This is a genomic window from Flavobacterium hydrocarbonoxydans (assembly GCF_009789235.1).
GTDB lineage: Bacteria > Bacteroidota > Bacteroidia > Flavobacteriales > Flavobacteriaceae > Flavobacterium > Flavobacterium hydrocarbonoxydans.
In genome coordinates, this window is sequence record NZ_WSTB01000001.1 from 653,298 (window position 1) to 666,706 (window position 13,409).

General features: G+C 35.0%; 8 protein-coding genes. 3 read left to right on the plus strand and 5 right to left on the minus strand.

Going from position 1 to position 13,409, the window contains the following annotated elements:
- Positions 1 to 9: 9 nt before the first annotated feature.
- Entirely contained in the window at positions 10 to 2,979 is a 2,970-nt protein-coding gene (locus tag GON26_RS02765; protein ID WP_160373181.1) for a SusC/RagA family TonB-linked outer membrane protein, read from the minus strand.
- Positions 2,980 to 3,155: 176 nt separating this feature from the next.
- Positions 3,156 to 6,848, minus strand: a complete 3,693-nt coding sequence (locus GON26_RS02770) for a two-component regulator propeller domain-containing protein (protein ID WP_160373182.1) — start codon at positions 6,846 to 6,848, stop codon at positions 3,156 to 3,158.
- A gap of 347 nt (positions 6,849 to 7,195) precedes the next feature.
- On the opposite strand from GON26_RS02770, the gene GON26_RS02775 reads away from it, so the two are divergent.
- From GON26_RS02775 to GON26_RS02785, 3 genes are all read left to right on the plus strand, one after another.
- Positions 7,196 to 7,579: a hypothetical protein gene (locus GON26_RS02775; protein WP_160373183.1), complete on the plus strand. Its 384-nt coding sequence runs from the start codon at positions 7,196 to 7,198 to the stop codon at positions 7,577 to 7,579.
- 92 nt (positions 7,580 to 7,671) lie between these two features.
- Complete coding sequence (locus GON26_RS02780; protein WP_160373184.1) at positions 7,672 to 8,529, plus strand: DUF3347 domain-containing protein; 858 nt, start codon at positions 7,672 to 7,674, stop codon at positions 8,527 to 8,529.
- 78 nt (positions 8,530 to 8,607) lie between these two features.
- The gene (locus tag GON26_RS02785) at positions 8,608 to 10,845 is read left to right on the plus strand and encodes a multicopper oxidase family protein (protein WP_230407886.1); all 2,238 of its coding nucleotides are present in this window, start codon (positions 8,608 to 8,610) and stop codon (positions 10,843 to 10,845) included.
- A 222-nt stretch (positions 10,846 to 11,067) separates the two neighbouring features.
- On the opposite strand, the gene GON26_RS02790 is transcribed toward GON26_RS02785, so the two are convergent.
- From GON26_RS02790 to GON26_RS02800, 3 genes are read right to left on the minus strand one after another with little or no spacing between them, the layout of a single operon-like run.
- Positions 11,068 to 11,907, minus strand: a complete 840-nt coding sequence (locus GON26_RS02790; protein ID WP_160373186.1) for an HvfC/BufC N-terminal domain-containing protein — start codon at positions 11,905 to 11,907, stop codon at positions 11,068 to 11,070.
- 8 nt (positions 11,908 to 11,915) lie between these two features.
- Complete coding sequence (gene bufB, locus GON26_RS02795) at positions 11,916 to 12,830, minus strand: MNIO family bufferin maturase (protein WP_160373187.1); 915 nt, start codon at positions 12,828 to 12,830, stop codon at positions 11,916 to 11,918.
- Positions 12,820 to 13,407 carry a hypothetical protein gene (locus tag GON26_RS02800; protein ID WP_160373188.1) on the minus strand — a complete coding sequence of 196 codons (588 nt, stop codon included), beginning with the start codon at positions 13,405 to 13,407 and terminating at the stop codon, positions 12,820 to 12,822. Before GON26_RS02800 ends, bufB begins: the two co-directional genes overlap by 11 nt.
- Positions 13,408 to 13,409 lie beyond the last annotated feature (2 nt).

Below are 13,409 nucleotides of genomic sequence, written 5' to 3' on the forward strand. Positions count from 1 at the left end.
TATTTTTGATTAAAATGCCACGTTTAAGCCAAGTAAAACCGTTCTGCTTCTTGGATAACTGAAGTAGTCAATTCCGAAAGACTGAATGTCCCCAACGGATGTTCCGGTGTTAATTTCAGGATCATAACCGCTGTACTTTGTGATTACAAATAAATTTTGTGCAGTCAACGTAAGACGTAAATTATCCATTACATTATCAAGTCCAATTGTTTTTGGGCTTATATTGTAACCTAATGTTGCATTATTTAATCTTAAGAAACTGCCGTCTTCCAGATAACGTGTTGAAACGGTATTCGAATTAGTTGAGGCTTCGTTTAAAAATTCTGAAGCTCTGTCAGTCGTATTGAAAGAGTTGGCAAGCTGACCTCTGTTGAATGAAGTCATCGCAACGTGGTTGTAAATTTTATTTCCTCCGGCACCGTTAAAATTAACGCCTAAGTCAAAATTCTTGTATTTAAAATTCAGATAAAAAGCATAAATATAATCCGGTAATGCACTTCCGGCTACAATACGGTCATTGTCCTGAATCACACCATCGTTATTGGTATCTGCAAATTGGTTCAGACCATCAGGGCCAATTCCTGTAAAGTCAAGCATATAAAAAGAACCTATAGGCTGTCCGTTCAAAACTCCGTTTATGGTTGCTCCGGATTGTCCGCCTCCCTGTGCTCCTCCAGTAGTTAATATTTTATAAGGAGAATTTTCTACTTTATTATCTGTAAAAGAGATGTTTCCGCCAATACTATAAGAGAAGTCTTTGGTTTTATCACTGCTGTAATCCAATGCGATTTCGATACCGTTGTTCTGGATTTCCATATTTGGAATGTTTGTCCAGTATTTTGATGTAGGCTGAATAGGATCTACAGGCGCAACTTCCAATAAAATATTTTCCGAAACTTTATTGAAATAATCAACTGTTCCTGATAATCTGTTATTAAATAAACTAAAATCTAAACCGATATTCGTTTGTGTTGAAACCTCCCATTGAATATTTGGGTTCGCTAAACGTGTGTAAATAGAACCATAAGGATATCCTCCTAAATCGATAGCAGAAGGGTCTAACGGATAGGTATCGTTTCCTGTATTACTTTCTGTATAACTTGCTTTGGTTATTTTAGAAGGAATCTCCTGAGAACCAGTCTGTCCCCAACTTGCTCTTAGTTTCAGATTGTTAACCGTTTCAGAATCATTTAAAAAATCTTCTTTTGTAATGTTCCATCCTAAGGCAACAGATGGGAAGTAACCATATTTGTTATTTTTACCAAATTTTGAAGATCCATCGGCACGCATAGTAGCAGTAAGTAAGTATTTATTATCATACCCGTAATTTAATCTTCCGAAGAATGACTGAAGTTCGTTTTCTACAGCATACGAAGCCTGAGTTGTACGCTCACTTGCGGTTTCGATTTGGTTTTTTGGTTCTACACCATTATCAGGAAATCCAGATAAATTGTAACCCTTTTGACTTACTTGTATTTTTTGGTAAGACTGTCCTGCCAAAACCGTAAAATTATGAACCTGTGTACTAAAATTATACGTTAAAGTGTTTTCGTATAAAATATTATTATTGTTCGTCACAATATTATTCAAAGAACCTAAAGTCGTATTCGTTGCCGAAGTGTATGGCAAAACCTGAATATCTCTTTCGGACATAGAGTAATCCACTCCAAGATTAAATTTATACGTTAATCCTTTTATAAATTCGTATGATGGTGCAATATTCGCTAAAATACGATTGTTGTTTGTTTCATCAGAATAAATTCTTTCGCTGATTAAAGGGTTCAGAATATCATTACTTAAATTCACATTTGGTTCTCCATTTACATAAACCGCATCAGTAGGATTCATGGTAAGCATATTACCAACGATACCTCTGGCGTCTGGTCTTGAATTATCAAGTTTGGTAGCGGTCAAATTAAAAGCCACATTAAACTTATCGTTAAGTGCTTTTTGGTTTAAGTTTAAACGTCCAGAATAGCGTTTTAAATCACTATTACGTAAAACACCTTCCTGATTATCTACACCTAAAGAAGCTGCATAAGTTGATTTTTCTGTTCCTCCGCTCATAGAGAAATTAACATTCTGAGAAACGCCGGTTCTGGTTAATTCATCCTGCCAGTCCGTATTGGCTCCGCCATCAAGTAAGGTTCCGTTTACGGCTGCCACTTGTTTTCTAAATTCATCCGCACTAAAAACATCTACTTTATTAGCTAATGTTGAAAATCCGCTAGTCATAGAAAGATTGATTTGTGTTCTTCCTTTTGATCCTTTTTTAGTGGTGATTACAATTACACCATTGGCAGCTCTAGATCCGTAAATAGCAGAAGCAGAAGCGTCTTTAAGCACCTCAATACTTTCGATATCCTGTGGATTGATAAAGTTTAAAGGATTAGAAGCAACACCATTATTACTATTATCCAAAGCAAATCCATCAACTACATAAAGCGGTGTTGTTCCGGAACGTAAACTTCCCACACCACGAATAATGATGTCTTGCGAAGCACCAGGCTCTCCACTTGCAGCGGTTACATTGACCCCGGCAACTTTACCCTGAATCAGCTGTCCTGCATTGGCAACAACCCCTTTGTTGAAGTTTTCGCTTTTTACGGAAGCAATGGCTCCGGTTACATCAGAACGTTTTTGAATACCATAACCTACCACAACTACTTCATTTAAAGTACTTACTTCTTCGGTTAGCAAAACATCTAATTTTTGATTGCCTGAGAAAGAAACTTCTTTTGTTTTAAATCCTACATAAGAGAAAACTAAAACCCCTTCGTTTTGGTTGGCTTTAATTTTAAAATTTCCGTCAAAATCGGTTGTAACGGCTCCTTTTGGTTCTCCCTTAATATAAACAGAGACTCCCGGTACGGGTATTTTTTCAAGATCAGAAAGCACAGCTCCTGATACGGTTACCTGCGCATAAGAATATGACATACATCCCAGGGCAAGAATTAATAATGCATAAAATTTTTTCATTTAAATACTGTTTTTTGTTTTGCCAAAAGTATTTTATGAATGTTGCCAAATGGGGTAATTTTGCTTCAGAAAAGAGGATTTTAGATTCAAATTAGGATAAAATTAACGACAAAAAAGGGGTGTTTTGTTCACTAACATTCAACTAACTTTGTGTAAACACAGAGCTAACAGAACTTTTAAGCCGATGCTTTGTATTCTTTAGGACTTTTTCCAAAATATTTTTTGAAAGAACGCCCAAAATACTTCGGATCATTATACCCACACTCAAAACTAATCTCCGAAATGTTTAATTTTTTGGTCTTTAATAATATTTCTGCTTTTTGCAGCCTAAAAGAAGTGATCACATCAGATGGAGACTGGTTTAAAGTTTCCTTGAAAATCCGGTAGCATTTTACTCTCGAAATTCCCAGATTCTCCACCAGCGTTTCTACGTTAAATGACGGATCCTGTAATTCTCTTTTTATCATTTCTAAAGCCTGTTTAACCAATTTATCATTATTGGTTACTACCGGGTCATCTTCGGTTAAGATTTCAAATATTTTTTGCTGTATTTTATTTTCCTGCAGTACCTCTTTGTTTTTATCAATCAGAGAAGTTATCTTTTTTATAATAAAAGAGCCACTGGCTGGTAACTGAATCAAAGTATCAATACCAAGCTCTAATAATTGTTCGTGCAATTCGTAATTAATATCTTCAGAAATATAAATCATCGGCATTTTTAGAGTTGCAGCCTTTTTATTGGCCTCTAAAAAATGAACCAGTTCTTTAGTGAAGGTTGCCTGATAAAATACCAAAGCAGAAAAGTGGAGCTGTTTGGTGGCGGAATTTAGGTGTTCTACCGAATTTTCAAAAAGCAAATGATACTTACTGTTTTCTAAAACCTGATTTGCTGCGGTATAATCAGACTGGTCGCTAAAAACCAAAAACAATTCTTTATCCAAAGAAAGCTGTTCCTGTTCGTTGAAATGCTTCCATGAAATTGTTTCTTTGGTATTTAAATTTTCAGCCGCTAATTCTAATGGAATTTGTAATGTACTTGAAAAATTTTCTTCAGAATAATCAAAAAATTCGCCTTTTAAATCTTCCAGTAACACCTGAAAAGCTTTAAAGTAAGGACTGTAATGCAAAATATTGTACCAGTTGTTTTTTAAGATGATACTATCTGAAACTACTCTGACTTTTAAAAAGTTATTTTCATATCCAATTTCAATATTCAAAGCGCTTTCAGTTTCAGAATATTTACTGATATCATTAAAAAAATATTGCAGTACTAATTTTATCCGTAAGACATCTACGGCAACGAAAATAGGCGAATTGTCTATTTCGCAATTCAAATTTACCTGATTATGCTGCAGTTCTTTTTTTAGTTTTTCGATACTATTCTTTAAAATGGGAAACAAATTAACTGCTGATTTTTTTATGGGGCCAATATCTTTTACATAACTCAAATAATTCCAACCCGAAATAAGATTGGCCAGTTTACCTGATTGCAAAAGTAAATCCCGTTGCGCATCGCTGTCTTTTTTGGATGTACCCGAAATTTTGATTATCCTGGCTATCGGATCCTGAAATTCTGCCAGCATAAAACTTTTAAATTTTTCGATTTCAAAATTTTCGTTTTTAAGATTGCCGTGCAGTTTTAAAAGTTTTTCTTTCTGCTCTGATATTTTTTTGTTCTTTTCGTCCAGTTTTTCATTAATAGCCTGTAAATCTTTTTTCTGATTTTCGATAATGGCCGTACGGGCCTGAATTTTTGCTACGAGATACTTTTGTTGTGCCAGATTGGTTTTATTTTTAAAATAAATCAACAGCATACAGCCAATTAATATAAGACCTGACAGTAAAATATAAAACAAAATAGTCTCATAAAATGCTTTACTGATATTGAGGGTGAAAAATGCCGGTTTGGCAATTCCGTTTTCACCTTCTTTAATCAAAAATTCGTAATTTCCTGAGGATAAATTGGCATATTCTATCTTTCGGTTGTCCTGCAATAAAATCCAGTTTTTATCTCTTCCTTCTAATTTATAATAAATTTTAGCTTTGTCATTTTTAGGAAAAACAATCGGAATTATTTCGATTTCCAATTCATTTTGGCTAAAACTCTTTTCTATTGTAGCCAAATAATTTTCGGCACCATCAACCCTCAATTTTATTTTTGGATGGGAAGTCGAGGAACGAATACTCTTCGGATTAAAATAATTAAGTCCGTTTACCCCTCCAAAAAACAATAAACCTCTGTTATCCTGATAATAAGCTCCTTCTGAAAATTCCGTTGCCTGCCAACCGTGATTGGGATTATAAGAAGTTATTTTAAAATTATCTTTAGCAATTGAGGCAATTCCTTTAGTAGTACTGATCCAGACTTTATCTCCGCTATCCATAAGTCCATAAACCATGTGACTCGGAAGACCATCTGCTTCTGAAAAATTTTTAACCAAACCCTTTTTTTTATTATAAATACTGACACCGCCTAAGGAAGCAATCCAATAATTGGTTGTAGTTTTATCAATTAGGACAGAATAAACGCTATTACCTAAAATGCCCTGCTGTCTGGAAATTGGGTCTATGCGGTTGGTTTCTAAATTAAAGACAATAACCCCATCATTTTCAGTAGCTAAAATTAACTCCTGCTTGTTTTTCTTAACACATCTGATATGGTATTGGTTCAGTTTATTTTGCCCTTTAAAAGATTCAAATTTTTGAGTTGCCAAATTAAATTTGGCCACACCTCCCCAACAGCCAATCCAGAGGTTTTTACTTTCATCTTCATCAATAGAATATGATCTGTTATTAGGTAGCTCTTTAATCTTACCAGCCTCATAAAAGGTATATTTAGCACCTGAAATACGAATGATTCCTTTATAGGTTCCTACCCAGATGGTTCCGTCACTGGCAGTAAACAAACTCCTTACACGCTCCCAATCCGAGTTGGAAGCTGCTTCTTTTATTTTATATTTTTGATAGGAATTACTTTTTTCATTGTAAAAATATAGTCCGTTTGTATAATAACCCAGCCAGGTTTTTCCGTTTGCATCTTTAGTAATGGCTCTGATGGTTTCTGTTGGTAAATTAGGCTGTTTTACAGGATGCGGTACTATTGAGTTGATTTTTTCTGAGCCCGGAAAAGCCATACTCAAACCGCCATCTTTTAGGCCTAGCCAAATGTTCCCAAAAGCATCTTCATGGAGCGTCTCTATTTCATCACTCTTAAAAGAATACGGCAAATACAAATCGGCAGTAAAATGCTGAATGCTTTTGCTGCCATCATTCGCCATGATATAAAGTCCGTTTTTTCTTGTAGCAAACCAAATGTTTCCTGCTTTATCCTTTAAAACATCATTGATAATAAGTTCAGGATATTTTTTTAATAAGATACTTTTTAAAGTGTTAGTGTCTGTTTTTTTTAAGGAATTTTGTGGGATGGCAGCAAAAGTTCCTTCTTTAAATTCATAGTAGGCGTTATGGGTTTCTACTACTATATTTCCTTTCTGAGAGCGTTGGAAGTTTTTTGGAATATCCTTGAAAGGGAATTTTGTAAACGTACCATTTCCAATATATTTATTTACATCGCCTTCTTTCGTAATCAGCCAGATAAAGCCTTCTTTATCCCTGGCTAATTTGGTGATATCATTACTGGAAATCGCTTTAGGATTATTAAAATTATGTTTGAAAATTTTAAATTTATAGCCGTCATAATAATTCAATCCATCCCAGGTGGCAATCCAGAGCCCTCCATCTTTATCGTTTTCAATATCAATAACCGAATTATTCGACAATCCCTGATTCGTGGTAAAATTCTCAAATTTTATTTGTTGTCCAAACGACTGTAGTGTAATAAACCATACTATCAATAACCTTGTAACCATTTGTTTGCTTTTAACCAACAAGGATACAATCACAAGTTTACCTGAACATAAATTGTGTGTTAAGTTTTAAAGTAGGCGCTGAATATCTATTTTATATTCTGAAAAAAAATTAATAAACTAGATCTTTAGCATTTTATTCAACTACGTTTTGGGTGTAAAGAATAAACAAATTAATTAAACACATAGAGAACATAGATTTTATGATTCTGAAAAAAAGTAAATTCAAAAGAAACTCGTTTCTTCACACATAGCTATGTGTTATATGATACCTTTCAGCCACACGAACCGCTGAAAAAACCTGCTAAAAATTAACATAAATTTTCAGAATTACGTCTTATATTTGCTAAATGAAAATACGTTTACACATAATTATCATAATTCTAACGCTTGGCTTCTTTATGTTGCCAACTTCGAGTTATGCGTGTGGGACTAAAACCGAAAAATCTTGTTGCAAAAAAGAAACAACAAAGAAATCTGAAAAGAAATCTGAAAAGAAAGACTGTTGTAAAAATAAAGACTCAAAAGACAAACACAATAGTTGCGGCGGAAAATGCGGACACTCAAATTGCACACCTTCAACATCTGTAAATTTCAGCATAATTTCATTTTACGAAATTAATTTTAAAAATAATTCTTTTGATTTTTCAGAAGAAAAATCAAAATTTTATCATTCAAAAACCTTTATTTCTTCGGGTTTTCATTCCATTTGGCTCATTCCTAAAATAGCCTAAACATTTTTTTTGACAGCCATAAGTCTGTCTTCTCGAAAGCAAATTCTTTGCTCACAAAATTATTATTTAGCAAAAATTAAAATTTTATTACAATGAAACTAATATCAAAAATATGGGTAGCAATCACGGTATTGTTATCATTCACATCTTGCGAGGCACAAATTAAAAATGAAAAAACTGAAACAGTAAAAATTTATGGAAACTGTGGGATGTGTGAAAAAAGAATTGAAAAAGCAGGAAATATAAATAACATAGCCAAAGTAGATTGGGATGTAGATACAAAAATGGCGACTATAACTTATGATAGTAAAAAAACCAATCAAGATGCAATTTTAAAAAGCATTGCTTTATCAGGGCACGATAGCGATACATTTCTTGCTCCAAACGAAGCTTATTCTAAACTACCGAGTTGTTGCCAATACAACAGAATTGCAAAAGTTCCTGTGAAAGTAAATACAGTTGCTAGCGATACTATATCAGCAAATTCTAAAGTGGATATGACCAATCATACTACTGCCGAAAACCAACTAAAAGCAGTTTTTGATAATTATTTTGCTGTAAAAGATGCGTTAGTAAAAACAGACGGAAACACAGCATCTGCAAAAGCTACAGCATTACTTTCGGCAATCAACGCTGTCAAAATGGAAACTTTAAAAACAGAAGAACACAATGTTTGGATGAAAGTTTTAAAAGACACAAAAGAAGATGCTGAACATATTTCAGGCACCAAAGATGCAAAACACCAAAGAGATCATTTTGATACACTTTCAAAAAACATCTATGAATTAATCAAGGTTTCTAAACAAGAAACGCCAACGTATTATCAATTTTGCCCAATGGCAAACAACGGAAAAGGTGCAAATTGGTTAAGTAAAGAGGATGTGGTTAAAAATCCATACTATGGTTCTATGATGTTAAGTTGCGGTAAAGTAACAGAAACAATCAAATAAATTTAATTTGGCGAAGTCCAAAAAGGCTTCGCCTTTTTAATCCAATTAATTGAAACTATCAATATGAAAAATAAAAAAATGAAAAACATATCAATTTTGCCTGCTGCAATATTGATATTGTTTATTTCTCAATCCATTTTCGCACAAAAAATTGTTCGTTACGATTTATATGTGCGAGATACAATCGTAACTTTTGGAGATAAACCTAAACACGCCATAGCAGTAAATGGACAAATCCCAATGCCAACACTAACATTTACCGAAGGCGATATTGCCGAAATTTATGTACATAATGAGTTAAAAGAAAGTACCTCTTTGCATTGGCACGGTTTATTTTTGCCAAATAAAGAAGATGGCGTGCCTAATTTGACACAAATGCCAATTGAACCCAACACTACTCACAAATATACATTTCCTATTATTCAACACGGAACACATTGGTATCACAGCCATTCAGGAATGCAAGAACAAATAGGTATGTATGGGAATTTTATAATGCTCAAAAAACCAACTGATCCAACCTTTAGAAAAGGAATTGACGATTTGCCGAGCGTTCCAATAGTTTTGAGCGAATGGACAGATGCAAACCCTGATAATGTACACCGAATGCTACACAACGCAACAGATTGGTTTGCAATTCAAAAAGGTACAACACAAAGTTATTCCGAAGCAATTCAGCAAGGTCATTTCAAAACTAAAGTTAACAACGAATGGAAACGAATGAACGCAATGGATGTAAGCGATGTATATTACAATAAATTTTTAATTAATGGCAAAAATGAAAGTCAGCTTTCGCAGTTCAAAGGTGGTGACAAAGTGCGTTTACGAATTTCAAACGGTGGTGCATCAACTTATTTTTGGCTTAATTATGCAGCCGGAAAAATTACTGTCGTTGCCAACGATGGTAACGATGTAGAACCTGTCGAAGTTGATAGATTAATTGTAGCCGTTTCCGAAACCTACGATATTGTTGTAACCATTCCAGCCGATAAAACCGCTTACGAATTTTTAGTAACTTCCGAAGACCGCACAAAATCTGCATCATTATATTTGGGCGATGGCATCAAACAGCTTAATTCTACCCTACCAAAATTAAAATATTTTGAAGGTATGAAAATGATGAACGATATGATGAAGATGAACGGAGACCTTGACGATATGGGAATGAGTATGTCCTACAATCAAATGGATATGAATGTAGTAATGTATCCAGAAATTACAGGCGAAGCAAAACCCAAAAGCGACAAAATGGGCGTTATAAAAATGACGGAAAACGATTACAACAGCAATAAACTTTCAGACATTGTAACCCTAAATTACGCAATGCTAAAATCACCTTTCAAAACAAATCTTCCAAAAGATGCACCAATCAGAGAATTAAAATTTGAACTTACAGGAAATATGAACCGCTATGTTTGGAGTTTAGACAATAAAGTAGTTTCAGAAACTGATAAAATCCTAATCAAAAAAGGCGAAAATGTACGCATCACAATCTACAATGGTTCTATGATGCGCCACCCAATGCACTTACATGGACACGATTTTAGAATAATTAATGGACAAGGCGACTACGCACCACTTAAAAATATCATTGACATTATGCCAATGGAAACCGATGTTTTAGAATTCAACGCGAATGTTGAAGGCGATTGGTTTTTTCATTGTCATATTTTGTACCACATGATGGCAGGAATGGGCAGAGTTTTTACCTATGAAAACCAAGCACCTAATCCATTGATACCAAACCCCAAATTAGCACAACGCAAATTGTTTGCCGATGATAGAAAATTTCATTTAATGGCAGAAAATGATTTTGCTACTAATGGTAATGATGGTAGCGCAATGTATCAAAATACACGTTGGAGTATTGGTACTGAATGGAGATTAGGATACAATGATATGCACGGTTATGAAATCGAAACACACATTGGTAGATATATTGGTAAGATGCAATGGCTAATGCCTTTTATTGGATTTGATTGGAGATACAGAAAAATGGAAGATAACGAAATGGAAAAGAACCTTTTTAACCAAACAAATACCAAAGACAAACGCTCTGTTTTTAGTCTTGGATTAGAATACACCTTCCCAATGCTCATAAAGGCACAAGCCGAAGTGTTTACTGATGGAAATGTGCGTTTACAATTTGAACGAATGGACATTCCAGTTTCAAAACGTCTTCGAATGAACTTAATGTGGAATACCGACAAAGAATATATGGCAGGATTGCGATATATTGTCAAAAGAAACTTTGGAATAACCACACATTATGACAGTGATATGGGAATAGGTTTTGGAGTAAGTTTGAATTATTAAATATAAATAAAAAGGGCATCATATAATAGCCACTACAACGGATTTGGGCATTTGACTTAATGGAAAGATAGTTTTGCATTTGGAATGATTTGGCAAATCCTGAAATAGAGCTTAATTTATTCCCAAACCCGCTGTAATGCCAAGACGTTTTAATGGAATTTAAAGGCCTTTTTTAAGTTTAATAAGCTATTTTTCTATTTGTTAAAAAATTCATCCAACGAATTAAACCCTAAAAAAATTAGCCGCTATCCAGCGTTCTTTCCAATTGCTCCAAATTGGTTCAAACTGCATATCATTTTTTGTGTAATGGGTTTGAAATAAATCTTTTGCAGTAGCAATGTCGTTATGTTCTTTCAATAAAGATAAAAAATCATATTGCTCTTTGTGAAGATCATAAATTGACAATTTGAACTGGTGTCTCAAGACCACACTATAACTTTCTTTTTCAAGAGGCAAAGCGGGATTTTTTCCATTTTTAAATTCGGAATAGTACTTCCGGACCGGAAATTTAAATGTAAATAAAGAAAATATTGGAACTATTTTTAATTGCTCCTCAGGAGTCTCAAAGGTCGCTAATTGGTAATCCTCTTCTGCTTTGGTATCAAAAAGGACTCCAATGGCATATTCAAATCGGGCCAGCTCAATGATAAAATCAATCCAGTCTTCTTTTACTGTTTCTTCTGCATCGGGTCTGTTGTTTTCGAGATAGTCAGCAAAATGAGCTCCTAAAAAAGACAAATTATAATGATGCGATGGTCTTGAAGCGAGATAATCATCGGCGAAAGCACAAAAAATAGCTTCGCCTAAAGCATATTCTAAAGCACTAAATTGCTGCGACATGCAATTTCGCAATCGTGCAATATAACTCCGTTGGTAAATTCCCAAATGTTCCTGAGCGCTAAGTTTTTCCGAATGGCAAATGACGTCTTCAATAGAAGCCGCATTGGTTGCATTCGAAAGCAAATCATTAGGATTCACACCCGTTTGCTGGTAAGGATCGAGCAAAAGCTGCTGCATCCATTGCTGAAAATCTTTCAATGGTATTTTGACCGTTTTGTGCATCTTTAGCTTTATAAAAATTGATTGACAGCAAACAGATTTAATGGGTTTGAAACCTGTTCTTTATCCATAGAGTGAACTTCTTTTTCAGCCCCAGTAAAGGTAGCATCCATATATTTTTTTGATTTAAGTAATTCCGAATGATACACATCAAAGGCTGGAATATTACCATCCCATTCTAATAAAACAGAAGCTTCATTTGCCAGTTGATACGCCATTTGAAACAATTTCCAAACCTGATTATTCACTTCCCTATCGTGTGTATCGATAATGTAATTGCCACAATTCTGATGGCCGGCCAAGTGCATTTGTACCACTCTATCATGTGGAATTCCATTGATGTAGGTTACAGGATCAAAATCATTATTAAAAGAAGAAACGTACACATTGTTTACATCAAGCAACAATCCACAACCGGTTTCTTCGGTCATGATTCGTAAAAAGTCCCATTCCGGAAGAGTTGAATTATTAAACGCTGCGTATGTACTTGGATTTTCTACAATCAGCGGTCGTTCTAAATAGTCCTGAACCTGTCGGATTCGGTTGCAAACATGTTTTAAAGACTCATCATTTAGCGGAAGCGGAAGCAAATCGTGCGAATTGGTTGTCAAAACGCCCGTCCAGCACAAATGATCGCTAATCCAGGCTGGTTTTACTTCGCCTGCCAGCTGTTTTAAACTTTTGAGGTAATCAAAATTTAAGGGATCAGTGCTTCCTATAGAAAGCGATACCCCGTGCATGACCACGGGATATTGCTCTGCTATTTGCTGTAAAATATATCTGGGTCTTCCATGCGAATCCATAAAATTCTCAGAAATCACCTCAAACCAATCTACGGCTGGTTTATTTTGAAGAATGTGTTCAAAATGCTGACTTCTAAGTCCTAAACCCAATCCTAAATTGGGCAAACCCAATCTAGTTTCCATCATTTTTGCAATCACAATTCGAAAGCGTTTCAGGCAATTTTTGGGCACTTTCCTGCTCCATTTTCAAAACTCTCTGATTGGCAGCTGCCTTTCTATCAGTCGGATTGTTTATGTACGAACACGATCTTGAACCGCTTTGTCCGCAAGAAGAATAATCTACACCTGTAGTGCCGCGAACAGTATTTACGTAATCCTCGCTTGGTCCGTATTGTTGCGGAGCCTCGCCAAAAGGTTCTCCATTTTGATTTCTTTTTTCTTCAAAACGTATTCTTGCCAATTGCCAAACGCTCAATCCTTTATTAGGTCCTTGCGCCATAAAACGCGAAGACAGTATAGGCACACCGCAACTTCCCTGATAACGGCATTCATTTTCGCCTGGATGGCAAAGTTCTTCGGTAGTTCCAAAAATTCCACAGCCTCCTTGTCCTTTACAGGCATTTAAAGTGTGACAGGGATGACCAACAGCCGTTGAGCAATCGCCTTTGCCTGCACAATCATTATTTCCTGAGTATCCCGCATTTTTACATGAATTAAGCCCCATACATACATGAAGCTCTTTGGTTGTTAATTCTGACATGT